The organism is Streptomyces sp. NPDC058457, assembly GCF_042720695.1.
In the GTDB taxonomy this organism is placed as follows: domain Bacteria; phylum Actinomycetota; class Actinomycetes; order Streptomycetales; family Streptomycetaceae; genus Streptomyces.
Window position 1 is genome coordinate 1 of sequence record NZ_JBHXLU010000138.1, and the last position, 24,549, is coordinate 24,549.

Annotated in this window: 21 protein-coding genes and 3 pseudogenes; 11 read left to right on the forward strand and 13 right to left on the reverse strand. The window is 69.7% G+C overall.

Features of this window, described 5'->3' with window-relative positions; translation table 11 throughout:
* The first annotated feature begins 220 nt into the window (after positions 1 to 220).
* A complete protein-coding gene (locus tag ACFWPS_RS51075) occupies positions 221 to 739 on the forward strand; it encodes a DUF4240 domain-containing protein (protein ID WP_383720610.1) in 519 nt (172 codons plus the stop codon).
* 3 nt (positions 740 to 742) lie between these two features.
* Here ACFWPS_RS51075 and ACFWPS_RS51080 read toward each other — a convergent pair whose 3' ends face one another.
* Together ACFWPS_RS51080 and ACFWPS_RS51085 are read right to left on the reverse strand one after the other, a co-directional pair.
* Positions 743 to 982, reverse strand: a complete 240-nt coding sequence (locus ACFWPS_RS51080; RefSeq protein WP_383720567.1) for a hypothetical protein — start codon at positions 980 to 982, stop codon at positions 743 to 745.
* A 72-nt stretch (positions 983 to 1,054) separates the two neighbouring features.
* The gene (locus ACFWPS_RS51085) at positions 1,055 to 1,933 is read right to left on the reverse strand and encodes a peptidoglycan recognition protein (protein WP_383720570.1); all 879 of its coding nucleotides are present in this window, start codon (positions 1,931 to 1,933) and stop codon (positions 1,055 to 1,057) included.
* A gap of 190 nt (positions 1,934 to 2,123) precedes the next feature.
* Here ACFWPS_RS51085 and ACFWPS_RS51090 point away from each other — a divergent pair, with 190 nt between their 5' ends.
* Positions 2,124 to 3,308 (forward strand): MarP family serine protease, encoded by a 1,185-nt coding sequence (locus ACFWPS_RS51090; RefSeq protein ID WP_383720572.1) that lies wholly within the window; start codon positions 2,124 to 2,126, stop codon positions 3,306 to 3,308.
* Between the two features lie 12 nt (positions 3,309 to 3,320).
* On the opposite strand, the gene ACFWPS_RS51095 is transcribed toward ACFWPS_RS51090, so the two are convergent.
* Positions 3,321 to 3,809, reverse strand: a complete 489-nt coding sequence (locus tag ACFWPS_RS51095) for a GNAT family N-acetyltransferase (RefSeq protein WP_383720575.1) — start codon at positions 3,807 to 3,809, stop codon at positions 3,321 to 3,323.
* Between the two features lie 72 nt (positions 3,810 to 3,881).
* On the opposite strand from ACFWPS_RS51095, the gene ACFWPS_RS51100 reads away from it, so the two are divergent.
* Together ACFWPS_RS51100 and ACFWPS_RS51105 are read left to right on the forward strand one after the other, a co-directional pair.
* A complete protein-coding gene (locus tag ACFWPS_RS51100; protein WP_383720577.1) occupies positions 3,882 to 4,775 on the forward strand; it encodes a TIGR01777 family oxidoreductase in 894 nt (297 codons plus the stop codon).
* A gap of 160 nt (positions 4,776 to 4,935) precedes the next feature.
* The gene (locus ACFWPS_RS51105; RefSeq protein WP_383720580.1) at positions 4,936 to 6,294 is read left to right on the forward strand and encodes an NAD(P)/FAD-dependent oxidoreductase; all 1,359 of its coding nucleotides are present in this window, start codon (positions 4,936 to 4,938) and stop codon (positions 6,292 to 6,294) included.
* A 281-nt stretch (positions 6,295 to 6,575) separates the two neighbouring features.
* Here the strand turns inward: ACFWPS_RS51105 and ACFWPS_RS51110 are convergent, their stop codons facing one another.
* Positions 6,576 to 8,051, reverse strand: a complete 1,476-nt coding sequence (locus ACFWPS_RS51110; protein ID WP_383720583.1) for a regulator — start codon at positions 8,049 to 8,051, stop codon at positions 6,576 to 6,578.
* 255 nt (positions 8,052 to 8,306) lie between these two features.
* Here ACFWPS_RS51110 and lipB point away from each other — a divergent pair, with 255 nt between their 5' ends.
* The 4 genes from lipB to ACFWPS_RS51130 all read left to right on the forward strand — a co-directional run bounded on the left by lipB (position 8,307) and on the right by ACFWPS_RS51130 (position 11,520).
* Positions 8,307 to 9,110, forward strand: coding sequence for a lipoyl(octanoyl) transferase LipB (gene lipB, locus ACFWPS_RS51115; protein ID WP_383720586.1), 804 nt, complete (start codon positions 8,307 to 8,309; stop codon positions 9,108 to 9,110).
* A gap of 223 nt (positions 9,111 to 9,333) precedes the next feature.
* Positions 9,334 to 10,299 (forward strand): lipoyl synthase, encoded by a 966-nt coding sequence (gene lipA, locus ACFWPS_RS51120; RefSeq protein ID WP_089101190.1) that lies wholly within the window; start codon positions 9,334 to 9,336, stop codon positions 10,297 to 10,299.
* 247 nt (positions 10,300 to 10,546) lie between these two features.
* Positions 10,547 to 10,744 carry a hypothetical protein gene (locus tag ACFWPS_RS51125; protein ID WP_181806529.1) on the forward strand — a complete coding sequence of 66 codons (198 nt, stop codon included), beginning with the start codon at positions 10,547 to 10,549 and terminating at the stop codon, positions 10,742 to 10,744.
* A 71-nt stretch (positions 10,745 to 10,815) separates the two neighbouring features.
* Positions 10,816 to 11,520 (forward strand): DUF4191 domain-containing protein, encoded by a 705-nt coding sequence (locus ACFWPS_RS51130; protein WP_383720589.1) that lies wholly within the window; start codon positions 10,816 to 10,818, stop codon positions 11,518 to 11,520.
* Positions 11,521 to 13,012: 1,492 nt separating this feature from the next.
* On the opposite strand, the pseudogene ACFWPS_RS51135 reads toward ACFWPS_RS51130, so the two are convergent.
* A pseudogene (locus tag ACFWPS_RS51135) lies at positions 13,013 to 13,507 on the reverse strand (recombinase family protein); the annotation flags it as partial.
* Between the two features lie 535 nt (positions 13,508 to 14,042).
* Positions 14,043 to 14,387 (reverse strand): VOC family protein, encoded by a 345-nt coding sequence (locus ACFWPS_RS51140; protein WP_383720591.1) that lies wholly within the window; start codon positions 14,385 to 14,387, stop codon positions 14,043 to 14,045.
* A gap of 226 nt (positions 14,388 to 14,613) precedes the next feature.
* Here ACFWPS_RS51140 and ACFWPS_RS51145 point away from each other — a divergent pair, with 226 nt between their 5' ends.
* Positions 14,614 to 15,378 (forward strand): IS5 family transposase, encoded by a 765-nt coding sequence (locus ACFWPS_RS51145; RefSeq protein ID WP_383720594.1) that lies wholly within the window; start codon positions 14,614 to 14,616, stop codon positions 15,376 to 15,378.
* Positions 15,379 to 15,392: 14 nt separating this feature from the next.
* Here ACFWPS_RS51145 and ACFWPS_RS51150 read toward each other — a convergent pair.
* From ACFWPS_RS51150 to ACFWPS_RS51160, 3 genes and pseudogenes are all read right to left on the reverse strand, one after another.
* Positions 15,393 to 15,725: pseudogene (locus ACFWPS_RS51150) on the reverse strand (replication initiator); the annotation flags it as partial.
* A 178-nt stretch (positions 15,726 to 15,903) separates the two neighbouring features.
* Positions 15,904 to 19,524: a protein kinase gene (locus ACFWPS_RS51155; protein WP_383720614.1), complete on the reverse strand. Its 3,621-nt coding sequence runs from the start codon at positions 19,522 to 19,524 to the stop codon at positions 15,904 to 15,906.
* Positions 19,525 to 20,031: 507 nt separating this feature from the next.
* Positions 20,032 to 20,226, reverse strand: a pseudogene (locus ACFWPS_RS51160) (hypothetical protein); the annotation flags it as partial.
* A 170-nt stretch (positions 20,227 to 20,396) separates the two neighbouring features.
* Here ACFWPS_RS51160 and ACFWPS_RS51165 point away from each other — a divergent pair.
* Positions 20,397 to 21,479, forward strand: a complete 1,083-nt coding sequence (locus ACFWPS_RS51165; RefSeq protein ID WP_383720596.1) for a nitrous oxide reductase family maturation protein NosD — start codon at positions 20,397 to 20,399, stop codon at positions 21,477 to 21,479.
* Positions 21,480 to 21,521: 42 nt separating this feature from the next.
* On the forward strand, positions 21,522 to 22,586 hold the full coding sequence (locus ACFWPS_RS51170) for a methyltransferase (protein ID WP_383720599.1): 1,065 nt from the start codon (positions 21,522 to 21,524) through the stop codon (positions 22,584 to 22,586).
* An 81-nt stretch (positions 22,587 to 22,667) separates the two neighbouring features.
* Here ACFWPS_RS51170 and ACFWPS_RS51175 read toward each other — a convergent pair whose 3' ends face one another.
* The 4 genes from ACFWPS_RS51175 to ACFWPS_RS51190 all read right to left on the reverse strand — a co-directional run.
* A complete protein-coding gene (locus ACFWPS_RS51175; RefSeq protein WP_189260622.1) occupies positions 22,668 to 23,000 on the reverse strand; it encodes a TcmI family type II polyketide cyclase in 333 nt (110 codons plus the stop codon).
* A gap of 33 nt (positions 23,001 to 23,033) precedes the next feature.
* Complete coding sequence (locus ACFWPS_RS51180) at positions 23,034 to 23,513, reverse strand: SRPBCC family protein (protein WP_383720602.1); 480 nt, start codon at positions 23,511 to 23,513, stop codon at positions 23,034 to 23,036.
* A 1-nt stretch (position 23,514) separates the two neighbouring features.
* A complete protein-coding gene (locus ACFWPS_RS51185; protein WP_383720604.1) occupies positions 23,515 to 23,766 on the reverse strand; it encodes an acyl carrier protein in 252 nt (83 codons plus the stop codon).
* A 44-nt stretch (positions 23,767 to 23,810) separates the two neighbouring features.
* Positions 23,811 to 24,549: beta-ketoacyl synthase N-terminal-like domain-containing protein (locus tag ACFWPS_RS51190; protein ID WP_383720607.1), on the reverse strand; the 739-nt coding region annotated here is incomplete at its 5' end.

Below are 24,549 nucleotides of genomic sequence, written 5' to 3' on the forward strand. Positions count from 1 at the left end.
CCGGCAGCGACTGCCGGACCGCGCCGTCGTGTCTGCCGCTCGCGGTCGGGCCGCCGCCGGACACGGCGGGACTGCGGCGGACAGGGCGGGTCGCCGCCGGACACGGCGGGACTGCGGCGGACAGGGCGGGTCGCCGCCGGACACGGCGGGACTGCGGCGGATAACAATCCGCACCACTCCGCGTGCGCCCCCGCCGCGCAGGCACGATGCTGGACCCGTGATGGACGAGACGGAGTTCTGGGAGCTGGTCGACGCCACCCGCGAGGCCGCCGAGGGCGACCCGGAGGAGCAGGCCGACCTGCTCGTGGAGCGGCTGCTCCAGCTGGAGCCGGACCTGGTCCTGGACTTCGCCCGTCACTTCGAGGCCCGCTACAACCGCGCCTACCGCTGGGACCTGTGGGGCGCCGCCTGGGTCCTGCTGGACGGCGCCAGTGACGACGCGTTCGACTTCTTCCGGTGCTGGCTCATCGCCCAGGGCCGGGAGATCTTCGAGGGCGCCCTGCACGACCCGGACGCGCTGGCGGAGCTGCTGGGCGACTTCGACGAGGAGATCGACGGCGACGGCGAGGAGCTGGGGTACGCGGCGGACGAGGCGTACGAGCAGCTCACCGGGACTGTGGCGCCGGACCTGGGCATCGCGCCCGCGCCCTCCGAACCCGAGGGCACCCCGGTCGACTTCGAGAGCGCGCGGGTGCTCTCCGAGCGGTTCCCCAGACTGTGGGACCGCTTCAAGGAGTAGGGATCAGGCGGCGGTACGGCGGCGGGTCGCGTCGGACGGGATGTACGCCTGCGTCTGCTCGGCCTTGACCGCGTGGTGCATCGGCGCCGCGTTGGCCTGGTCGAGGGCGGACGCGGTGACCGCGGCCGGGCCGAGGACGACCGTCGCGACCGCGCAGACCACGGCCCAGGGTCCCCTGGACGACCTGACCCGACCAACCTTCTCCGTGGCCTCCGAACGGGCTTCGGTACGACTGCTGTTCATGATCCCCACCTCCAGTCGGCTGCTGATGCACCTGACGGTAGGGCGCGGGGATCTGAACGGCCTGCGTGCCGCCTATGGCGTTCCTGTGGACGCCTTCGCGGGCGGTCCCAGGGAGGTTGCCAGGGGGGTTTCCATGAGTGTGCTCAGGGGGGTTCCCGTCTCGGTGGCCCTGCCCTGCAGCCGGGCCGCCGCTGCCCTGATCTCCGGCAGGCGGGCGATGAGGGCGGCTCCTGGGCAGTTGGTCATGTAGCCGTCCTTGTGGCCCGCCACGGCCGGCAGGGCGACGACCGCGCCCTCCCGGTAGCGGCTGAGGCCGTTGCTGGAGACCAGGCGGGCGCTGCCGCGCGGGTCGACGTCGGCCAGCCCGAGTTTCCAGGCGGCGACGGCGGCGATCGAGTCGGCCATGGCGCGTGGCACGGGCACCCCGGCGGTGAAGGTGCCGAGGGCTGCGATGCCGGCGGTGCGGTGGTTGAAGCCCTGGGTGTGGGCGCCGGTGACGGCCCGCTCGGCGCCGCCCGCGCGGCCCTCGTAGATGGTGCCGCAGCGGTCGACGAGGAAGTTGTAGCCGATGTCGTCCCAGGCGCGGTCGCCGGTCTGTCCGGTGTACAGGCGGCGGATGATCTCGGGGGCCTGGGCGCAGGAGTAGCCGTTGGGCGAGTCGGTGTGGTGCACGAAGACGGCGACGACCTTGTCGTCGTAGCGCGGCGGCGGCTGGGTGCGGCTGACGGTGGCGTTCAGCCAGGCCGAGCGCGGCACGATGTGCGGCCGGGGTGCCCGGTAGCGGGTGGCGGGGCTGGCGGGCGCGGGCGCGGCCAGGCGGATTGCGACCGGGCGGTCGGCGTCCCGGGTGCACAGCACCAGCGTGAGGACGGCGGCGAGGCCGGGCAGGCAGCCGAGCAGCGTCAGGGCGGTGATCCTGGTGCGCCGCCCCGCTCGTGGGATGACACGCATGGCACCCACTCTCGGGTTGATCGACTCCGCCCGCGATGTGTGCTGTGCCACCTGGTGGAACCATCGTCCTGGTCCGGGGCGTTTCAGGGGGTACAGGCACACGTGGCCGGTTCCGGGGTGCCTCGCGCGCGTGAACTGATCACCGGACCTGTCCCGACCGTATTAAGGGCACCGAGAGAAAGGCGGCTCCGTGGACCTGCTCGACCTGGTGCTCGTACTGGTGGTCCTCGTCTACGCGGCGTCCGGTTACCGGCGCGGGCTGGTGGCCGGCTGTGTCTCGCTGGCCGGGTTCGTGGGCGGCGCGGTGATCGGCGTGTGGGTGCTGCCGTGGGTGATGGAGCTGGTCACACGCGGGACGGCGACGGCGACGGTGGTCGCGGTGCTGACGGTGCTGGTGCCGGCGGTGGTGGGGCACGAGCTGGCCGGGCGGCTGGCGCTGCGGCTGCGCCGGGAGCTGGACCAGGGGCCGCTCAGGGTGGCCGACGGGATAGGCGGGGCGGTCGCCAACTCGGTGGCGGTGCTGATCGTGGCCTGGGTGGCGGCGAGCGTCCTTGGTGCGTCCTCGTCGCCCGCGGTGACGACGGCGATCCGGGACTCGAAGCTGTTGGGGGCGGTGCAGAACACCATGCCGGACACCACGCCGGCCTGGTTCTCGCGGGCCACCTCGGCGCTGACCGAGGCGGGCTTCCCCCAGGTCTTCAACCCGTTCGAGAACGAGTCGACGGCCCGGGTCGCCAAGCCGTCGGGCGACAACGTCACGGCGGCCGCCACGAACGCGGCCAAGCGCAGCACGGTCAAGATCGAGGGTTCCTCCGGCACCCAGGGCCGCGAGGGCAGCGGGTTCGTGTTCGCGCCGGAGCATGTGATGACCAACGCCCATGTGGTGGCCGGCATCGACAACCCGAGCGTGCGGATCGGCGGGGTCGGGCAGTCGTACGACGCGGAGGTCGTCCTCTTCGACCCGGACCGGGACGTGGCGGTGCTGTACGTGCCGCAGCTGCGGGCGCCCGTACTGCGGCTCGACACCACGGCGGCGCGCGGGAACTCCGCGGTGGTGGCCGGCTATCCGCAGGACGGCGACCTGAACCTCCAGGCGGCCACGGTGGCGAACAAGGTGCAGGCCACCGGCCAGAACATCTACAACGACGCGACCGTGACCCGGGAGATCTACTCGATCCGTTCCACGGTCCGCCCCGGCAACTCCGGCGGCCCGCTCCTCACCACCGGCGGCAAGGTGTACGGCGTGGTGTTCGCCCGCTCCACGTCGGACGACGAGACGGGGTACGTCCTGACGGCCGACGAGGTCGCCTCGGACGCCACACGCGGGGCGACCGCCACCTCGCCGGTGGACACCGGCGAGCTGATCACGTCCTGATCGTCCTGACCGTCACAGCGACCGGCCCATGACCACGTCGTCGACGTACTCGCCGTCCAGGAAGAACTCCCCCGGCAGCACGCCCTCGACGGCGAACCCCTCCGACGCGTAGAGCCGGCGCGCCGGGGTGTTGTGCCCGAGGACGCCGAGCCGGATCCGGCGGGCGCCGCGGCGCCGGGCCTCCTCCATCGCCGCCCGCAGCAGCGCCCGGGCCACGCCCCGGCCGCGGGCCTCCTCCGCGACCGCGAGGCCCTGGATCTGCCGGACGTGCGCGTTGGAGGCGACCTTGTAGGCGAGGCCGAGCCGGACGTAGCCGACGACGCGCCGGTCGAGCTCGGCCACCAGGGTGTCCTCGGGGGTGTGGCGCTCGCTGAAGAAGGGGTCGTACGGCGGCTGCGGCCGGGGCAGGACCGCGTGCAGATACGACCAGGTGGCGCGGTCGAGGACGGAGAGCTCCTCGTCGTCGTCGGGCAGGGCGGTGCGTATGTAGGGTTCCGGCATGCGGTCACCCTAAGTCGGCCGGCACCGGGGCCCCACGGGTTTTCCCCCGTCCTTCCCGGCATGCTGGGACCCATGGAACGTTCTCGTATCGCGGTGGCCGGCGCATCCGGTCTCATCGGCAGCGCCCTGGTGCGGTCCCTGCGGGCGGACGGGCACGAGGTGGTGCGCCTGGTGCGGCGCGCGGCCCGGGGCACCGCGGAGGTCTGCTGGGACCCCGAGGGGCAGTACGTGGACACCGCCGGACTGGCCGGCTGCGACGCGGTGGTGAACCTCGCCGGGGCGGGGATCGGCGACCGGCGCTGGACGGCCGCCTACAAGCGGGAGATCCGGGACAGCCGGGTGCTCGGCACGGCCGCGCTCGCCGAGGCCGTGGCGGCCCTGCCGGAGCCGCCACGGGTGTTCGTGAGCGGCAGCGCGATGGGCTTCTACGGCGACACCGGCGACCGGGTCGTGGACGAGGACGCCCCGCCCGGGGACGGTTTCCTGCCGTCGCTGTGCGTGGAGTGGGAGGAGGCGGCGGCCCCGGCGCAGGAGGCGGGCGTGCGGACGGTGTTCACGCGCACGGGCCTGGTGGTGGCCCGTGGCGGCGGGGCCTGGGGGCGGCTGTTCCCGCTCTTCAGGGCCGGGCTCGGCGGGCGGCTGGGGGACGGCCGGCAGTACTGGTCGTTCATCGCGCTGCACGACGAGGTGGCCGCGATCAGGTTCCTGATGGACACCGAGGGCCTGGCCGGCCCCTTCAACCTCACCGCACCCCACCCCCTGACGAACCGTGAGATCACCGCGGCGATGGCCCGCGTGCTGCGCCGTCCGGCCCGCTTCCCGGTGCCCTCCCCGGTGCTCCGGGCGGTGCTCGGCGAGATGGCCGGGGACGTGCTCGGCAGCCAACGGGTGGTGCCGAAGCGGCTGCTGGAGTCGGGGTTCACCTTCGCGTTCCCGGGCATCGAGGAAGCGATTCGCGCGGCCTGACGACCCCTGTGACCGCATGCGACCGGCGTGCGACCGTGCCCTGTTCATGCGCGACTGTCCTTGACCGATCACCGTCCTAACCTCGACCCGAACTCGGGTATCCCCGGAGCCTGTTGGGGGCATCACGTCTCCACCGGACGCGCAATCGAGGAGGGGCCTCGTGCATGAGCCCGCGTACCAGGCGGACGTCGTCATCGTGGGAGCCGGTATCGCCGGACTCTCCGCGGCTCATCGGCTGAACAGCGCAGGAGTAACGACCGCGGTCCTGGAGGCCGCCCCTTACGTGGGCGGCCGTATGGCGACCGAGAAGGTCGACGGCTTCCGGCTCGACCGGATCGGCCAGCTCCTGTCCACGTCCTATCCGGAGCTACGCCTCGCCCCGGGGCTGGACGCCCTGGTGCTGCGCCGGTACGCGCCCGGCGTGCTGCTGCATCGCGACGGGCGCAGGCACCGGGCCGGCGCTCCGGCGGGCGGAGGGAGCGCGAGGGGCGCACTGTACGCCGTGCGCGCCCTGGCAAGCGCCCCCAGGGGCGGCTCGCCGGTGGCACCGCCGCGATCGTCCGCGCCGATGGGAGGCGCGGTCGACCAGGCCCGCCTCGGCGCCGCGCTGGGCCGCATCGCCACCACCCCCGTCGAACGCATCCTCGCCCGCCCCGAACTCCCCGCCGCCCACGCCCTCGCGGAGCGCGGGGTGCCCGCCCGCACGATCGACGGCTTCCTGCGCCCGCTGCTCGCGGCCCTGCTCTGCGACCCCGAGCTGACGACGTCCAGCCGCTGCGCGGACCTCGCCCTGCGCTCCTTCGCGAGCGGGCGGCTGTGCGTGCCGGAGGGGGGCGCCGAAGCCCTCCCCGACCTCCTCGCCCGCGCCCTCCCGCCCGGCACCGTCCACACCGGCGTACGGGTCACCTCGATCTCCACCACATCGGTGACGACGGCCGACCACGGCGAGATCCGCTGCCGGGCGGTGCTCCTCGCGACCGATGCCCGAGCCGCCGCCGAACTCCTCCCCGGCCTGCGCGTCCCGGACTTCCACCGGGTGACGGTGGTCCACCACACGACCGACGAGCCGGCGACCCTCACAACCGGAACGTCCCTCCTCCTGGACGCGGACCGGGGCGGCCCCGTCTCCCACACCTCGGTCGTCAGCAACATCGACCCGAGCCGCGCCCCGCAGGGCCGAGCCCTGATCTCCTCAACAGTCCTCGGCAAGCCCCCGTCCGACATCGACACAGCGGTCCGCATGCACCTCTCCCGCCTCTACGGCACATCGACGCGCCGCTGGGAGACTCTCGCGGTCCACCACACCCCCGAGGCCATCCCCGCCATGCGCCCCCCACACGACCTCCGCCGCCCCGTCCGCCTCCTGGCCGGCCTCTACGTCTGCGGCGACCACCGCGACACCAGCACGGTCCAGGGCGCGCTCCATTCAGCCCACCGAGCAACAGCAGCAATCCTGACCGACCTCGGCACGTCGGGCTCCCTGAACAGGGCCGAACCTTTACAACGCCGAGCGGCATAGCGCCCCCTCAGGGGCGCGAGGAACTGCGCGACAAGCCACGACGGCGCCGCACCAGACAACCGACCGGAACCGGCAACGGCGAGTGGCAACGGCCGGCTCGACACCGCCGAACAACGCCGTCGTGGCTGAGCACCGTTGCGGCGGAGAAGAAAGGTGAGCGGCGAAGAAGGGCTGCCCGGCGGAGAGGCGAGCCGAGTGGGAAATCGGCTCGCCCAGTCCACCAGCCCTCGGCCACGGTCCAGCGCAGCGGCACGTCGGCCCCCGCCCAGCGCAGCGGTTCGTCAGCCCAGCGCCGCGACCCTCTCCCGGTAGCCCTTCACCGGTGCTGCGTCCTTGTAGGGCTCCAGGCGGCGTTCGAAGTCCTTGACGTATTCGATTGCGCGGACCGAGCGCATCTCCGCTGCCGCCCCGGCCGCCTCCACGCCGAGCGCACACGCCTGGTCGAGTTCGCCGAGGCCCAGGCGGGCCGTGGCGAGGACGACGCGGCAGAAGAGGCGGCTACGGGCATAGGAGGGCGCACGGAGCTGGAGCGAGCGCTCGGCGTGCTGGGCGGATGCCCGGAACTGCTGGAGGTCGCGGTGGCAGTGGCCGAACTCGTCGGCCAGCTGCGCCTCGTCGAAGAAGCGGGCCCAGTAGGGGACCTCGTCGCCGGGACGGGCCGTCTCCAGGGCGCGTTCGGCGCGGACGAGCGCGCCCGTGCAGGCGCGCACCTCGCCGAGGACCCCGTGGGCGCGCGCCTCGGCCGCGTGGAGAAGGGCCTGGACGACCGGCGGGGCGCTCGTGCCCACCCCCTGCTGGGCGACCCGCGCGAGCTGCACCGCCTCCCGGCCGTGGCCGAGGTAGACCGCCTGGCGGCTCATGGTGACGAGGACGTAGGAGCCGTAGGACCGGTCACCCGCCGCCTGGGCGAGCCGCAGTGACTGAACGAAGTAGCGCTGCGCGAGGCCGTGCGCGGCGATGTCGTACGACGTCCAGCCCGCGAGCCGGGTCAGGTCGGCCGCAGCTCCGAACAGTTTGCGGCCGGTCTGCTCGCCGTACGTGCCGCGCAGCATCGGCTCGCACTCGTGCTCCAGGTAGCGGACGAGGGCCTGCCGGGCATGACCGCCGCCGTACTGGTCGTCGAGGGAGCGGAAGAGTTCGCCGACCGAGCGGAGCGCGGCGATGTCTCCGCCGGTCACCTTCTGGCCGGGCCCGCGCTCGGCCTGCCCGCGCGGCCGCACCGGTGCGAGCGGCACCGGCTTGGGCGCGGCGGGCCGGGTCTGCGCCGGCACCCGGGCCGTGGCCGCCGGTGCCGCGGGCTCGCCGCGGGCCACCCTGTCGTCGGCGCGGCCGATCAGCCAGTCCCGGCTGGGGACGACCAGCCCGGCCGGGGTGAACGCGATCTTGCGGAGCTCGGCGTGGCTGCCGGAGTCCTTGCGCCACAGCCCGCTGACGATGTCGACGGCCTCCTCGGGGGTGGCGGCGAACTCCAGCCCGGCGTAGACCGGGGCGCAGGCGTCGAGACCGAGGTCCTGGGCGGTGAGCCGGCGGCCGAGGCGCCGGGTGAAGACCTCGGCGATCAGGGCGGGGGTGGTGCCCCGGGGCTGCTGGCCGCGCAGCCACCGGGTGACCGATGTCTTGTCGTATCTGAGATCCAGCCCGTGTTCGAGACCGAGTTGGTCGACGCGACGGGCCAGACCCGCGTTGGAGAACCCCGCTTCTGCGATGAGCGCGGCGAGCTGGCGGTTGGGGGTGCGCTGCGCGGGTCGGTCCGTCATCTGCGGTGCGGTCTCCTGCCTTCGGGCTCAGCTCGGTCGCTTGTGCCCGGATTGCCGGTGAGCTGCCCTTTTGGCACTCATGGACGGCGCGAATGTAGCGGAGAGTGAGCAGTCGATCGCACATCTCGACGTTCATTCATCCGATCGTGTGAGGATTGGCCCCAGGGCTGACGCGCGACAGGCGGACGTACAGTGGCTTGGGCGCGTTACGTGCCTGACGCACTTATCGCCTTATCGCCGAGGGAGGCGCTTGCCGTGAGTGAGTTGCGGTTCGTCCGCATGGGGTTCGGCGCGGATGCCGTCGAGTACCAGGAGGCATGGGACGAGCAGCGCCGGGTGCACGCGGCGCGGTTCACCGACGAGGTACCCGACACGGTCCTGCTGCTCGAACACCCCCCGGTGTACACGGCGGGCCGCCGCACCGCGGACAACGAGCGGCCGCTCGACGGCACCCCGGTCATCGACGTGGACCGCGGCGGCAAGATCACCTGGCACGGCCCGGGCCAGCTGGTGGGCTACCCGATCCAGAAGCTCCCGCGCCCGGTGGACGTGGTCGCGCACGTGCGGCGCCTGGAGGAGGCGCTGATCGGCGTCTGCGCCGAGTTCGGCCTGGAGACCTCCCGGGTCGAGGGCCGGAGCGGGGTGTGGGTGCTCGGCGACCCGGTGGAGCAGCGGCCGCAGGCCCTCGGAGGGCTCTCCCTGGACTTCGACCCCCGGCTGACGGACGAGGAGTTCGACCCGCGCCTCAACGGCCCGGAGTACGCGCCCTCCAACGCCGGCCAGCGCCGTGAGGACCGCAAGATCGCCGCGATCGGCATCCGGGTGGCCAAGGGCGTGACCATGCACGGCTTCGCCCTCAACGTGAACCCGGACAACAAGTGGTTCGACCGGATCATCCCGTGCGGCATCCGGGACGCGGGCGTCGCCTCCCTCGCCGGCGAGCTGGGCCGGGACGTGACGATCGAGGAGGTGCTGCCGGTGGTGGAGCGGCGCCTGAAGGCCGTACTGGAGAACGCGGAACTCAAGCCGAGGGTGATCGAGCCGACACCGGTGGCATAAACAGGCCCGCCAGGCACTTGAGGACGAGGGGTGCCACAGACAGCCCGTCCGGGGGCACCCCGTCCGGGGGCACCCCCTCCGGGGGAGTCCGAGGACGAGGCCGTTCAGGCCGAAGCGGGGGCCCGGGGGCGGCAGCCCCCACAGGTCAGCACCCACACCGGGTATTCGAATCCACGGGCGTACCCTGAAGGTCGCCGAAGAATCAATCGCTAGGGAGCCGGTCGTGTCCGCAGTCTCACCCGACGGACGCAAGATGCTGCGCCTGGAGGTCCGCAACGCCGAGACCCCCATCGAGCGCAAGCCCGAGTGGATCAAGACGCGGGCGAAAATGGGCCCCGAGTACACGAAGATGCAGAACCTCGTGAAGAGCGAGGGCCTGCACACGGTCTGCCAGGAAGCCGGCTGCCCCAACATCTACGAGTGCTGGGAGGACCGCGAGGCGACCTTCCTCATCGGCGGCGACCAGTGCACCCGGCGCTGCGACTTCTGCCAGATCGACACCGGCAAGCCCGAGGCACTGGACCGCGACGAGCCGCGCCGCGTGGGCGAGTCCGTGGTCACCATGGACCTGAACTACGCCACCATCACCGGCGTCGCCCGCGACGACCTGGCGGACGGCGGCGCCTGGCTGTACGCGGAGACGGTCCGACAGATCCACGCGCAGACGGCGGAGCGCGAGGCCGGCCGCACCAAGGTCGAGCTCCTCGCCCCCGACTTCAACGCGGTCCCCGAGCAGCTCGCCGAGGTCTTCTCGTCCCGCCCCGAGGTCTTCGCGCACAACGTCGAGACCGTGCCCCGGATCTTCAAGCGCATCCGCCCCGGCTTCCGCTACGACCGCTCACTCAAGGTCATCACGGCCGCCCGCGACTTCGGCCTGGTCACCAAGTCCAACCTCATCCTCGGCATGGGCGAGACCCGCGAGGAGGTCGGCGAGGCGCTGCGCCAGCTGCACGAGGCCGGCTGCGAGCTGGTCACCATCACGCAGTACCTGCGCCCGAGCGTCCGGCACCACCCCGTGGAGCGCTGGGTCAAGCCGCAGGAGTTCGTGGAGCTGAAGGAGGAGGCCGAGCAGATCGGCTTCTCCGGTGTCATGTCGGGCCCGCTCGTGCGGTCCTCGTACCGCGCCGGACGCCTGTACCAGATGGCCGTGGAGAAGCGGGGCGCGTTCGTCGCCGCACAGGCGGTCTGACGGCCCGACGCGGCCCGGCCGCCGAGCGTGTGAATTCACGCACAAACTACTACCGGTCAGTAATGACCGAATGGACGCGGTCCTGACCGTCCTCGCTGATGAGGGCATACGTCAGGGCCGCGTCAGCGTTCCGGACCCGCGTATCAAGGTTTCATTGGCGTTTGACCGGTCGGTCACGCCCTGGTAACACCGAACAGTGACCCTGGTATCACAGCAAGTACACCCACTTCGAGGGGGGACCTCCACCATGCAGGCCGCGCCCGTTCGCGCCACCGCGATCCCGTCCTTCACCGACGCGCTGCGCGCCGTCGAGTCGCTCCTCATGAGCGGCGGCCAGCGCACCGCCCGTCAGAACGCCTGGACCTCCGTGCTGGAGGACCGCCGTCGCGCCAAGGACCGCGTCGAGGCCCAGCGCTTCCTGGAGCAGGCCGCCGGCCGCTCCTGACACCCCCTTCCGCCGCCCTTGTCGGGACACTGCCGTCGTAGGCACTCCCGGGGCCACGTAGACTTCGGGGCATGGCGAGGAAGGAACCCGCAGCGGACGCTGCGAATGCGGGACGACTGAAGCAGATCGTCCTGACGTACAAGATGACGCGCAAGGCCGACAAGACGATCGGTCTGGTGCTTGCCGGTGTCGGTCTCGGCACCCTCGCGGTCTTCCTCGTGATCGGCTTCTTGATCGGCCACCCGGTCTATCTGGGCATCCTGGGCCTGCTGCTCGCCTTCCTCGCGACGGCGATCGTCTTCGGCCGGCGGGCCGAGCGGGCGGCCTTCGGCCAGATGGAGGGCCAGCCGGGCGCAGCGGCCGCCGTTCTGGACAACATCGGGCGGGGCTGGACGACGACGCCGGCGGTGGCGATGAACCGCAGCCAGGACGTGGTGCACCGGGCGGTCGGCAAGGCCGGCATCGTCCTGGTCGCCGAGGGCAACCCGAACCGGGTGAAGACCCTGCTGGCCGCCGAGAAGAAGAAGATGGCCCGGATCGTGGCCGACGTGCCGGTGCACGACGTGATCGTGGGCACGGGTGAGGGCCAGGTCGAGCTGAAGAAGCTGCGGACCACGATGCTCAAGTTCCCCCGCGTGCTGACCGGCCCCCAGGTGACGACGACCAACGACCGACTGCGGGCGATGGGCGACCTGATGAGCAACATGCCGCTGCCAAAGGGTCCGATGCCCGGACGTGGCGGTGGCGGTCGCTCCCCCCGGATGCCGCGAGGATGACACCCGGCCTCACCTCCCGGCTCATCTCCATGGGCGGCAAGGGGTGAGGCTCAGCGGGAGGCATGCCCTCGCAGCCCTCCAGGGCACCCATGAGTTCTTCCCAGAGACCCGACGCAGTCCAGCGCCGCCAGTGCCCGCGCAGCCCCGTCGAGCCGTATTTCGTATCGAGCTCAGGCCAACGGGCACCGGTACGCGCCTTCTCCAAGAACACTTCCAGCACGACTCGCGGAGCGAGCCCGCCTTCCTGGCGAGCGGTGAGACTACCGCCCGGGAAGCGAGCTGATTGCACGACCCGATCCCAAGCTTCGTCCGTGAGCGTCGGGACCAAGCGCCCGTTCATCCGGAACCACTCCGCAACCGAGCAGACAAGCCCCTTACGCATCGGCGGAGGAGGACCGGTCACCTTGATGCGGATGTTGAGGAGTTCCATGAACTCCTGCTGCTGTTCGTCGGAGAGCTCCTCCAGACGACGGTGTGCCATCTCCGCGAGAGCCTGAAGGTTCTTCGCGCGCTCCTCCCCCATGGCTACCTCAGCCTGCCACGCGGCGACCTCTTCACGCGTCTTCTCCAGTTGCGCCAACTCCTCCAGCAAGGGCTTGACGGCCCGCTCGACGGCAGCCTCGGCCTCCTTCGGAGAGCGCCCCTTCCGTAGTTCTCGCTTGGTCACCGCGACGGTAGTGACGTCGATCGTGTCGTTCTGCTCCGCGATGTGCTGATCGAGTTCGGCAAGCCTCGACGACAGGTCGACGTTCTGTCCGACCGTGGTTCCCACCCACTCCTCTGCCATGGCCCGAAGACGCTCGGCGTCACCGAGTAGCTTGCAGACCTCCGTCCATGCCCACTTCTGCACGCCGCCGGCGTCGATCTGAGAGCAGGAACAGGTGGGCGCGCCGGGGTAAGCCTCGGCTTTGCCCGTGCAGCGGTAGTGACGGGTCGTTGCGTCAGCGCGAGTGGCCCCGACATAGTGCTTGCCGCACGGGCTCATGATCCGGCCCGAGAGCGAGTACACGCGTCCGGGACCCGCACTTGCACGAGCAGGCTTGGCGGTCGCTCGACGCAGCTCGGCGACCTCGTCCGGGGTGAACATGGGGTCCAGCTCCATGACGATGCTCTCACCCCACACCGGACGACCGTCCGGCCCCAGTTCGGCATTCTTGACGTTCCTGAAGATGAATCGGCCGTTCAGCAGATCCTCGTTCATCAGCCGCGCACGGATATTGGCGTGACTCCAGGGCTTACCGGACCGGTTCAGCAGTCCCTCAGCATTGAGACTCAGTGCCACTTTTCGCCAGTTTCCTCGGAACTTGACCGCGAACACCCGAGCCCTACGAAGCACCACACCTTCATGGAGGGTCGTACAGGGAGACATTCGCGAGCATTTCTCCTCACCATCGCATTCATCGATGACGAGCTTCTGCTCACCCTTCTTTCCCTGATTGGCGATCCGGTATCCGTATCGAGCCTGCCCGCCAGGAAAACCGCCGTCTTCCGCCTTCTCCTGAATTCCCCCTTGCGTACGACTGCGGATATTCTCGCGCTCTTCCTCCGCGTAGTCGGCGTCCTTTCGCATCTTCGAGCGTCCGGAGGCCGTTGAATTGTCGTAGTCATCCTTGACGACAGCAACGAAGATCCCGAGTTCTTCGAGATCCCAGACCCAGCGCCAGAACGCCCGGCCGGTACGACCGATAGCCCGGCCTTCGTTCACCACCACCATGTCGAAGGGGCGAGGCTCGCGGTGAGCATCCTCCATGAGCCGCTTCAGGTCGCCCCGCTCGTGAGCCTCCAGGCTGCCGCTCACACCTTCGTCGGTGTAGGTGCCAACATGGTTCCAACCCTTGCGCTCGATGTAGCGCGCGGTCTTCTTGGACGTGTAGGCGACGCCGTAGCCCTTGGCCTGATCTTCGGTCGAAACCCTCAGGTAGTCGACCGCCCGGAGCGCGTTCGCCCCTGCTGCCACATCGATTGAGGATGTGAGAGTCTTGCCCATGTCAGTCCCTCCAGACTGGCCAGACCCCGGAGCGCGCCAACGCTGCCGGGGTCACCCATGTGCTGAATCGACTATACGTGGTGATCGCCTCACTCGGACCCGAACAGAATTTCCAGCATTCGACGATGCGCCGCTTGCGAGCCAGGCCGCTCCGTGGCACGCCAAATGCCCTTGCGACCAGGAGCCGTTTCACCGGGATCCTGCGGCCCCTCCAACCGAATTCCGGTACTCGACCGATTTTCTCTGCACTTCCGACTCATCCCCCAGCCCCCCATTCGTCGGCCAACGCTTCGCGGGCGAGCTCACGACTGGTGGCGATGCCTTCCGCGATACCGGCCGCAAACAGAGCTGCGCCGGGGGTGTAGCCAGAGCCGACATAGCGCCAGTTCGACTTCATGACAAGGGCTGGGGGTTCGCCTGGCTCCATGTCCGTACGTTGATATTCGGCTCGTTCCTCACGCAGTGAGCCTTTTCCAACCTCAATTTGAGCAGGTCAGATGCAGTGTGATCCAGCACCGCGCAGGTTGAAAATGGCTCACTGGGTGGGTGCCTCGGCAAGCGAGAGGCTGTTCCCGTCGGGATCCAGCACGACGACGTGGCGTACGCCGTTGCTGTAGGTTTCGACCGGTTCATGGTCAATCCCGTGTGCGTCGAGTCGGGCCAGGATGTCGTCGAGGTCGTGCACGCCGAGCGTGATCATGGCTCCGCCTACTCGCTCAGCGCGCATGTCTCGATCGTCAACGACGACCCACGCGTTCTCACCGACCCGCCACAGGTACTCCTCGCCAATGATCTCGTCGGCTGGGCGCCCGAAGAACACCTCGAACCACTCCTGTGCCTTGATCCGGTCACTCACGCACATGACGCTGTACAGGTCCACTCGGATCACTCCTCATAGTCGTTGCGGAAGTTGGACCACTCCTGTGGCCGAAACTCATCGGAGGAGGTAGCCCGGCTCTCCACAAGGAAGATGAGGCCAGGTGCCGTTGGCGTTGTTGAGCCCTTGCCAACCTCGCATGTCGGCTGGCCAGTTGGCCTGACAGACGGATGAAGCCCCTGGTAGATGGGTTTTCGACCAAGAGAACCGTCTCCACCAGAGGCTTCGCATGCTTGTCTACCCGTCCGGCGTCGACGTGTCCAGCTCTGCCCTCCGCTTCCTCGCCGCCCGTCTGAGGGAACACCGTCGCGTTCTCGGCACCCGATGGCGCCGCCTGAGCGCGGGGCGGCAGGCCCTGCTCACCCTCACCCACCTCCGCAACGGCCAGCCCTATGCCCAGCTCGCGGCCGGTTTCCGGATCGGCACCACCACCGTCTATCGGTACGTCACCGAGGCCGTCAAACTCCTGGCCGCCCTCGCCCCCACGCTCGCCGAAGCAGTACGGGCCGCGTCGATGAAGGCGTACCTGATCCTGGACGGGACACTTCTGCCGATCGACCGGATCGCCGCCGACCGTCCCTTCTACTCGGGCAAACACAAGAAACACGGCATGAACGTGCAGGTCATAGCCGACCCGAAGGGCCGTCTCCTGTGGGCTTCACCCGCCCTGGCCGGCGCCGTCCATGACGTCCGGGCCGCTCGCGAGCACGGCATCATCGACGCTCTCGCCCAGGCCGACATCAACTGCTGGGCGGACAAGGGCTACCAGGGCGCAGGCGGCACGGTCCGCCTCCCTTACCGCGGCCGATGGGACAGCCTCTCCGCAGGTCAGCAGGCCGTCAACCGGTCCCACGCGAAGATCCGGGCACTGGTCGAACAAGCCATCGCCACCCTCAAATCCTGGAGGCTCCTGCGCAAACTGCGCTGCTCGACGACCCGGATCACGAGCCTCGTCCATGCCGTCCTCATCCTCCATCTGGCCAGCTCAGACTGAGGTTGGAAAGGGCTCAGTGCGCCGTAGGTGGTGGAGTAGCGGCGGGATTTGGTGAGGATGTGGCCTCGGTAGCCGAGAGTGTGCGTCCAGGTGCGCAGGTTCAGCGGCTCGTACTCGGGAAGACCGCCGAGGCGCCAGCAGGTCCGCATGAGGGTGCGGACGTGTTCGCTGACGCGCGCCGACTCGATCTCGGTCGAGGTCCTGACCGGGTGGTCGAGGCCGGCGCCTGTCTCGCTCGCTCCCTTGGTGACGTACTTGGCCACGTACGCGGCAACGGCGTCGTCGGGACCTTCGCCGTTCGTGCGCAGGGGCCGGGCCTCGACCTGAGTGCCCCAACACAGCGCCAGGGCCGACATCCACGAAGCGTTCCTCAAACTCGCCTGCTATCTCATCACCCATCGACAACTTGGCTCACTGTGTTAGCCGTTGTAAGAGCTGCGCCGGGCATCGTGACTGTTGAAGGGGGTGCGGGAGTGGAGTGGCAACGGCCCTCTGCCGGGTCGGCCGTGGTCGTCACACGCGGGCTCAGACCGCCGGATCGCTCCGCTCCCCAGCGGTGGCGTTGTCGATGGCGGCGCGGATCCGGTGGTCGACGCGGAGGTTTGTGGTGAGGTGCTGGAAGTGCGCGGCACAGGCTGGGTGTCGGCGCAGCATGGCGGCGACGGAGCTTGCCACGTCCTGTGTGAGTGTGGGGAGCCACCGGGCTATGTGTTCTTGGGGTGCCCACTGGTCCCACTCAGCGTCCCATTCGAAGGCGCCGTTGCAGCATTCTTCCAGGAGGTCGAGTTCGCCGACGTCGGCTGCCCTCTGGGCAATGGTGACTAGCCACATGATCGTGTCGTTGACCTCGCCACGTTCGGGTGGGCGGTGGGCGCCCAGGAGCGCGGCCATCGCCCGGACGACTTCGACGGCCTGCTCGGGCATGGCCAGGAGAGCGGGCATAAGGCTGTCGGCTGAGACGGTGACCACCACGTCGCGGTAGAGCGCCGCGTCGTCGGTGTGTGCAGCGGTGAGAGTGATCAGATCGCGTGCTGCTGTGGGTGACCCAGCCTTGAGGGCTTGTTGGAGCGTCTCGCCTCGGAGAATGGCTGGCTGTGGCGGGGCTTCCGTTTCCTGCGTGATGAGTCGCTGGAACTCTTCGATGGTGGCGGGGCGTTGGGTGGGCTTCCATTGGGTTGCTGTACGAACGACCGTGCGCCAGGGGCCTGTCTTGGGAATCAGTGGGATGTTGATCTGGGGCATGGTGCCGGTGATGGCCCAGCCGATGAGCTGGCCCAGGCTGTAGATGTCGGCGGCCTGGGTGGCGGCGTGGGCGTTTTGGGAGAGTTCGGGGGCGGCGAAGCCGTCGGAGCCAAAGCGGGCACCGACGCGGGTGCGCTGAGCGTCGGTGGTCTGGCCGCGGGGCCGGCGCGCGATGCCCCAGTCCGCCAGCACCCACCGGCCGTCGAGGCGGAGGATGTTGGCGGGCTTGATGTCTCGGTGCACCCAGCCGGCCTGGTGGGCTTTGGCCAGCACTGAGCAGAGGGCGTCCAGCAGGTTCTTGAGGGCCGCAGGTTCGGAGAGTTCCTGCCGGCAGGGCTCCGCTGAGGTCTGGGCGTAGGGCATGACGAACCATCGGTGGTTCGCGTCGGCGTCGAGGACGGGCATCGCGTGGGGGTGCCCGTCAAGAAGGCGGCCGAGGGTGATTTCGCGCGCCATGCGGGCAGTCTTCTGCTTCGCGGGGTACTTGTCGCGCAGTTGCTTGAGAGCGACGATCGCCCCGGTCGGTTTGTGAGTGGCGCGGAAGACGTCGGCTTGTCCTCCGTGCGGGATGGGAAGGCGCTCGCAGGCGTAGTCCTTGCGCTCTCCGCGGGCGTGTTGGCGTACCAGGGGGGTGGCGTCGGCCGGCTCAGCCTTCGCCTGCGTCGGCTCTTCGGGCCGAGCCGCTGGCCGGGGATGGTCCGCTGGTTGCGGGGGTGTCCGGCGATGCTGCCGGGGGTCTGGCGGGAAGGAATCGCGTCGGCGTCCCCGGTAGACGGGGTAGCCGCTGATGGTGTCGACTTGGACCAGGGCGTAACCGTCGCGGGCGAGAGCCTCGTTGAAGACCGCGAGCAGCTGCTGCACCTCGTCTGCGGCCGTGCGCACGGCCGGGTGGAGCATCTCGGCCAGGAACCGCAGCAGGGTGTCGTCCGGACCCTGCAGAAGGGCGAACCGGGCATCGTCGTAGACCCAGTCGTCCTCCCAGTCGTGGTTGTTGTAGCGGTGCTGGATGATGTCTCGCTCGGCGGTGGTGAAGCGTGTGTCGTTGCTGGGCATCGCCTGGAGGTCGTACATACGGGAAAGGAAGGCGATCTCGTCGAGACCGCCGGTCCAGGCCGTGTGTTGCCAGCGCAGCAGGTCGAAGATGCGGCGGCGGGTGACCTCCGTGATGCGCGGCACTTGAGGCAGGCCGCCTGTCCTTGCAGCGTTCCGTGGTTGAGGAACTGGCAGGCCGGTGATGCGACCCCGACCGTCAACAGCCAGTCCGTCTTGATCAAGCCGCTGGGAGATGTCCTGCAGCCACTCTCCGTGCCAGCCTTCTCGCAGGCCAGTGCGGATGATGTCCTCGAACACGCGTAGCGCCCGGGTGACGTGCCCGAAGTCGGTCCAGTCGACGGCGGCCGCGTAGGACTCGAAGGACCTGCGGCGCACGCTGGTGTCGGTGTACCGCAACTCGTCCTCCGGGACGGGCGCGAAATTCTCGTTCTGCCAAGACTCTACAATCTGACGTATCGTCATATTGGTGGCGAGAGCACGGAACCTTGTGCGAGTGGCACGGCAGACCAGGTCTGCGCTGCCGGGCTCCCGCTGAGCCGCCGCAGTCTTCATCGGCGTGCCGCTATGCCTTGGCAGACGCGACTCGCCCGACGGGCCGACCTGTGCTGCAGGCTCACGCGCAGGTCGCTCGGCCAGGGCCACGGTGGCCGTCGACCACGGCGGTATGACCTGCCGCGCGGATGGCGGGGGTGCCGTGTCGTGACGTGACAGCAGCTCTCCGCCCGCGTAGGCCGCCAGACGGAAGAACCGCCACCTGTCGTCGTCGCGCAGGCCCTCGTACGTGGTGAAGCGCAGCGCCGTTGCCTGGACGGACAGAAGCAGCTGTTCCATCCACGGCTCCCGCCAGCTGTCCGGGACGACGTCGGCGCAGACGGCGTGCATACCGTCCAAAAGCTCTTTCACGAAGATAGGGAGAGATGCGCCCTGGGCGTCCTGAGGATTCACCAGGTAGGGCAGCAGCATGTGTTCCTGGTCTGAGGTGAGGAGGTGCCTGGGTACCTGCTCGGCGAGGACCGACAGCATCAGCGTCGCTATGTCCCGCGTTAGCGGGGCCGCCTCGGCGAAGTTGGCCAGGTCGATGAGCTGATAGACATCAGAGCGCAGACTGCCTTCCTGAAAGGGCACTATGACGTTCTGAAGATGCAGGTTGGAATGGGTCAGACCGTGCACCACCTGGAACCCCGGGTCGGGCAACTGAGGGTTCGCCAAGGCCATGACCAGCGGGTTCGGCACAACCACGCCGTCGACCTCGATCCACGCCGCCCGTGGCGCATCCAGCAGGAATGCGTCGACTCCCGCGGCGTACGCCCGTACCTCGCCGTCCTTCTCAAGTAATTCGCCGAGTTCACCGCGCAAGAACCGGGAAACTGAGAGGTCCTCGACGCGCTGGTTTTCGATCCCCCTGTTCCAGTCCGTCACCAACCCCGTGACCACAGTGCGGAAGGTGGCGATCACCTCCCTCCAGTCCAGACGGGCCATCACCTTCACATCCCTCAGGCTGCCGCCTGCGGTGCTGTGGAATGTCAACAGCCGCCCGTCACCCACAGGGCAGGGCTCGAAGACTTGCCTGGCCAGATGGCGCTGAGCGAAAGCCGGGGCGGTATGCCATGCACGCTCCTGGGAGGTATACCCCTCGCGCGGAATTGCCGGGCACACCTTCACCAGGACGATTCCCGGCCCCGGGTTGACTATCACGGCCGCGAGCGCCGCGCCCGTGTAGTCCCTGCCCGACGACTTCCAGCGAGGAATGACAGGCCTGACACTCATGCCCAGGAGGTTCGCCCACCGGACCAGAGCCCGTGCCACCTCCTCATCCCCCAGGCCCGTGGCCAGATCGGCAAGGCCGCTCATCGTCTCCCCCGTGCGCAGGCGTCGGCAGACCAGACATGGCTCGCCAAGAGTCGGTTGGAGCCATTCTGGCACTGGCGAGGGCAGAGTCTGGTCAGTTGAGGCATACCACCAACAACCCAGCTCACGCCTCCGATCACCCTCCCGGAGCCACTCCGTCCAGCCCCTCAGCAAACCAGCAACAGACCAGGTCAGCGACCACACCGCACACCGACGAGCCTCCCTTCGAGCGTCAGCCGTGACCGGCGAGAAGATCGCCAGGGACCATGACCCCGCTCCTGAGGACAGCACCCCCGACGCAGCCGCCGACCTGTCCTGCCCCGGGCTTGGGTCGATCACCGGAAGCCGCCTACGCATCGCCGGGCTCTTCGGCTGCCACGACGATGGGGGCGCTCGGATCACTCCGGGCGCCCCCATCGTCGTTCGTCGAGCTACCGCTTCCCTGCCGCCCTGTCCGGCCGGCCGACGATCTGCGGCGCCCTCCCAGCGGAATCGCCTGCGTGGTGGCAGGGCGAGCTGACGCAGTGTCCGGTTCGCACGCCGGCACGAGGCAACCAGTAGCAGCCGGTCGCCCAACGGCAGGCTCCATGGCCGGCCCCTGCGAACAGGGCCTGCGCTCTCGCCTCGTAACGCGGTGATCAGCTTGCCGAACCGCCGTGGCCTCGGTTCGCTCAATGATGTTGCCGCCCGGCCCGGGGGAAGCACGCCTGCGAGCTCGGGGCGCGGTGGTTGCGTTCGCGGCTGCCGCACCGTCGTGGTTTCTCGCGCCCACGCGGCGGAGCCGCATATTGACAAGGCCCCGCACCCCTGGATGACACGCCGCCGAACGGAGCATCCAGCCGTTAATCGGGTCATCTGCTCCTAACCTTCCAAATGTGACAAAACGCCATATCACATACCTCGCGTGCAGCGCCGCCCTGTGCGGCTCTCTCATCGGCGCCGCTCCGGCGACCCCCTCGCACCGCGTTCTCCGGGTGCACCCGGGTGAGTCCATCCAGAAGGCGGTCGACGCCGCCCGGCCCGGCGACACGGTCCTCCTCGCGGCCGGCACCTACCGCGAGAGCGTCAAGGTGACCACGCCCGGCCTCACGCTGCGCGGCGTGGGCCCGGACACCGTGCTCAAGCCGGGCAAGAAGGTGAAGAGCACGGCGAAGAAGGCCGCCGTGAAGTCCTGCGCCGAGATGGGCAACGGCATCTGCGTGGTCGGCGCCAAGAAGAAGCCCGTCGAGGACGTCACCATCGCCCGCATGACCGTGACCGGGTTCTCCCGGATCGGCGTCATGGCCGTGGGCGCGGCCAACCTGCACGTGCACGGCGTGGAAGCCGTGAAGAACGGGCAGTGGGGCCTCGCCGAGGAGCGCTCGGTGCACAGCACGTACCGGTACAACGTCGCCCGCAACAACGGCGACGCGGGCATCTTCCTCGCCAACTCCGTCACCACGGAGAAGGGTGCCGTCGACACCGAAGGCACGGTCGTCGAGCACAACCGTCTGGAGGGCAACCGGATCGGCGTCACCGTCCGACGGTTGCGCAACCTCACCGTCTCGGACAACACGGTCACCGGCAACTGCGCGGGCGTGTTCGTCGTCGGCGACGAGAACAAGCCGAAGGCCGGTCACCTGACCGTCGCCGACAACAAGGTCGTGAAGAACAACAAGTACTGCAAGAAGACCGCGCGGCTGGCCTTCCTGCAGGGCTCCGGCATCGTCCTGACCGGCACCGAGAAAACCCTGGTGACGGGGAACACGGTCACCGGGAACTCCGGCAAGTCCCCGCTGTCGGGCGGTGTCGTGGTCTTCAAGAGCTTCGTGGGCGCCAGCAGCGACAAGAACCAGGTCACCCGCAACAAGCTGTCGGGCAACGCCCCCGCCGACCTGGTCAACCAGGAAGCCGCCAAGCGCGGCAACGCCTTCAAGCAGAACACCTGCAAGAAGTCCAAGCCCGCGGGTCTGTGCTGACCTGACGGCCGTACGACACCCCACAAGGAAGGAAGGCGGCACATGACCGCACCAGCACGCGACCTCCGGACGCCGGCCAAGGGGCTGGAGGAGGACGCTCCGCCGCCGTCGATGCGGCTGCGCGAGCTCGTGTTCGGGGCGGCCTGTGCCGCCGCCGTCCGCGCGGCCGCCCGGCTGCGCGTCGCCGACGCGCTCGGGGACGCCCCGATGACCGTGGAGACCCTGGCCTCCGCGGTGCGGACCGACCCGAAGCCGCTGCGCCGGCTGCTGCGCGCCCTGTCCTGCTACGGCGTCTTCGCCGAGCGGCCGGACGGGACGTTCGCCCACACCGAGACCTCCCGGCTGCTGCGCGAGGACGACCCGCACAGCCTGCGCTACATCGCCCTGTGGTGCACCGAGCCGTGGACCTGGGACGCCTGGCCGATGCTCGACGAGGCCGTGCGCAGCGGCCGCAACGTCGTCGAGGACCTCTACGGCAAGGAGTTCTTCGTCTATCTCAACGAGGACGCGCCGGAGTCGGCGGACGTCTTCAACCGGGCGATGACCACCTCCAGCGAGCAGTCGGCCCGCGAGGTCGCCGCGCTGCTCGACCTGTCCGGCAGCCGGTCGGTCGCGGATCTCGGCGGCGGCCAGGGGCACGTGGTGGCCAGCCTGCTGGACAAGTACCCGGCGATGAAGGGCTATCTGCTGGATCTGCCCAAGGTGGTGGAGAAGTGCCTGCCGCGGCTGCGCGAGGGCGGGGACCTCGCGGACCGGGCGCGGGTCGTGCCCGGTGACATCCGGGAGGCCGTGCCGGTCGACGCGGACGTCTACATCATCAAGAACATCCTGGAGTGGGACGACGAGTCCACCGCGCGGCTGCTCGCCAACGTGGTCGCGGCGGGCGGTCCCGGGGCCCGGGTCGTGGTGATCGAGAACCTGGTCGACGACACCCCGTCGATGCGGTTCAGCACCGCGATGGACCTGCTGCTCCTGCTGAACGTCGGCGGGGCCAAGCACACCACCGACAGCATGGTGCGCCGGCTGGGCGACGCGGGCCTGAGCGTCAACGACATCCGGCCGGTCAACCCGTATCTGCACGCCTTCGACTGCACGGTGCCCGTCTGACGCGGGTGCCCCGGCACGCGCCGGTGCCGGGCCCGCGTCGTACGCGGGTCCGGCACCGTTGGCGTACGGCGGTACGCGGGGTCACGCGCCGCCGTCGCGCTCCCAGAGGTAGAAGCGCTGGGCCATCGCGTCCTTCGGGGAGCGCCAGGTCTCCGGGTCGTACGCGCTGACGTACGCCGTGAGACGGTCGCTGACGTCCCTGAACTCGGGGTGCGAGGTGATCTTGGCGATGGCCGGTCCCGGCTCGCGCTCGGACTCGATGAGGTGCATGTACACATCACCGAACTGGAAGAGGCTGCGCCGGGTGACCCCGACGAGGTGCGGCAGCTCTCCCCGGTCGGACTCCGCGAACACCTTCGCGATGTCGGGGGCGGAGCCCGGTGCCATACGGGCGACGATCAGGGCCTGGTGCACGTGTCTCTCCGTTCCTGTTTCCGGACGGCCGGCTCAGTCGGCCAGGGCCGGGTCGGGGCGCCGGCCGGTGGCGGCCTTCTCGATCCTGTCGCGGATCAGGGCCATCTGGACCTTGGAGTTCTTGTTGATGTTGTCGGTCATCCAGTCGTCGTCGACGGGGGCTTCCGGCTTCATCGCGAAGTCCTGGGTCCAGACCATCCGGGTGCCGGCGGGCACTTCCTCGTACTGCCAGAGGATGTCCATGTGCGCGAACGGGCCGGTCTCGACCCGGCGGGCCTTGACGCGGAGGTTGCGGCGGTCCGCAGAGCGCTCGGAGACCCAGCTCCACACCTTGCCGTTCTCGTCGGGGTGCATGGTCAGCCGGAAGGTGACCTTGCCGCCCTCGTCGGAGAGGATCTCGGCGCTGGCGTACTCGCTGAACAGCTGGGGCCAGTTGGCCACGTCGTTGGTCATGTCCCAGACCAGGTCGACAGGCGCGGCGATGGTGATCTCGTTCTGGGTGTGTCCGGTCATCTCAGGCTCCCGCGGGCATGGCGCTGTTGACGAGGTCGAGGAACTGGCGGGGCGTCTTGCACCGCTCGGCGTCGACCGGCATCGGCACGCCGTGCCGGTTCTCCAGCTCGCCGACGATGCCGAGCAGGCCGAGCGAGTCGACGCCGAGGACGTCGAAGCCGCTGTCGGCCCGGTCCTGGAGGTCGGCCGGGGTGACGGTGACGCCGGCGGCCTTCTTCATGAGTTCGGACAGTTCGTCCACGGTGATGCTCATAGGAACTCCTTCTGCTTAGCTGCTGGGCAGCTGGTGTGTTCGACTCACTCGGCCGCGCCGTGGCGCAGCACGAGCGCCGAGTTCGACCCCATGAGGCCCCGGCTGAGCACCAGTGCCGTGCGTGGCCGCGCGGCACGGGCGCTGCCGGTCACGAGGTCGAGGTCGTGGCAGATGTCGAAGACGCCCGGGGTCGGCGGGATCAGCCCGTGTTCCATCGCCAGCACCGCGGCGGCGGTGTCGAGGACGGGGGCCGCGCAGTAGCCCCGGCCGATCCCGGTCTTGGGCGCGGTGACCGGCACCCGTCGGCCGTGCGCGCCGAGGACGTCGGTGATGGCCAGCGCCTCCGCCCGGTCTGCTTCCGGCACGCCGAGGGCGTCGGCGAAGACCACGTCGACCTCCTCGGGGGCGCAGCCGGCCTCGGCCAGTGCCCCGCGGATCGCCTGGGCGAGCCCGGCCCGGGACTCGGCCCAGCGGGAGGCCCCGGTGAAGGTCGACGCGTGGCCGTCGAGGGTGGCCCGGACCGGCAGCCCGCGCCGGCGGGCCGAGCCGGTGTCCTCCACGACGAGCATGGCGCCGCCCTCGGCCGGCACGAACCCGCAGGCCTGCTCGGTGAACGGGCGGTAGGCGCGGGCCGGGTCGGTCTCCCGGCTGAGTTCCTCGTAGCCGAGCTGGCAGACCACCGAGTAGGGAGCTATGGGTGCCTCGGTGGAACCGGCCACGATGACGTCCGTACCGCGGCGGACCGCGCGGGCGGCGTGGGCGAGGGCGTCCAGACCGCCGGCC

Excerpts from the sequence above, each read along its gene's own strand:
- ACFWPS_RS51085 (WP_383720570.1), bottom strand. The coding sequence starts at position 1,933 with ATGCGTGTCATCCCACGAGCGGGGCGGCGCACCAGGATCACCGCCCTG.
- ACFWPS_RS51100 (WP_383720577.1), top strand. The coding sequence starts at position 3,882 with ATGGAACGTTCTCGTATCGCGGTGGCCGGCGCATCCGGTCTCATCGGC.
- ACFWPS_RS51110 (WP_383720583.1), bottom strand. The coding sequence starts at position 8,051 with ATGACGGACCGACCCGCGCAGCGCACCCCCAACCGCCAGCTCGCCGCG.
- ACFWPS_RS51130 (WP_383720589.1), top strand. The coding sequence starts at position 10,816 with ATGGCGAGGAAGGAACCCGCAGCGGACGCTGCGAATGCGGGACGACTG.
- ACFWPS_RS51155 (WP_383720614.1), bottom strand. The coding sequence starts at position 19,524 with ATGAGCGGCCTTGCCGATCTGGCCACGGGCCTGGGGGATGAGGAGGTG.
- ACFWPS_RS51180 (WP_383720602.1), bottom strand. The coding sequence starts at position 23,513 with ATGACCGGACACACCCAGAACGAGATCACCATCGCCGCGCCTGTCGAC.
- ACFWPS_RS51095 (WP_383720575.1), bottom strand. The coding sequence starts at position 3,809 with ATGCCGGAACCCTACATACGCACCGCCCTGCCCGACGACGACGAGGAG.
- ACFWPS_RS51080 (WP_383720567.1), bottom strand. The coding sequence starts at position 982 with ATGAACAGCAGTCGTACCGAAGCCCGTTCGGAGGCCACGGAGAAGGTT.
- ACFWPS_RS51170 (WP_383720599.1), top strand. The coding sequence starts at position 21,522 with ATGACCGCACCAGCACGCGACCTCCGGACGCCGGCCAAGGGGCTGGAG.
- ACFWPS_RS51075 (WP_383720610.1), top strand. The coding sequence starts at position 221 with ATGGACGAGACGGAGTTCTGGGAGCTGGTCGACGCCACCCGCGAGGCC.
- ACFWPS_RS51185 (WP_383720604.1), bottom strand. The coding sequence starts at position 23,766 with ATGAGCATCACCGTGGACGAACTGTCCGAACTCATGAAGAAGGCCGCC.
- ACFWPS_RS51145 (WP_383720594.1), top strand. The coding sequence starts at position 14,614 with ATGCTTGTCTACCCGTCCGGCGTCGACGTGTCCAGCTCTGCCCTCCGC.
- ACFWPS_RS51125 (WP_181806529.1), top strand. The coding sequence starts at position 10,547 with ATGCAGGCCGCGCCCGTTCGCGCCACCGCGATCCCGTCCTTCACCGAC.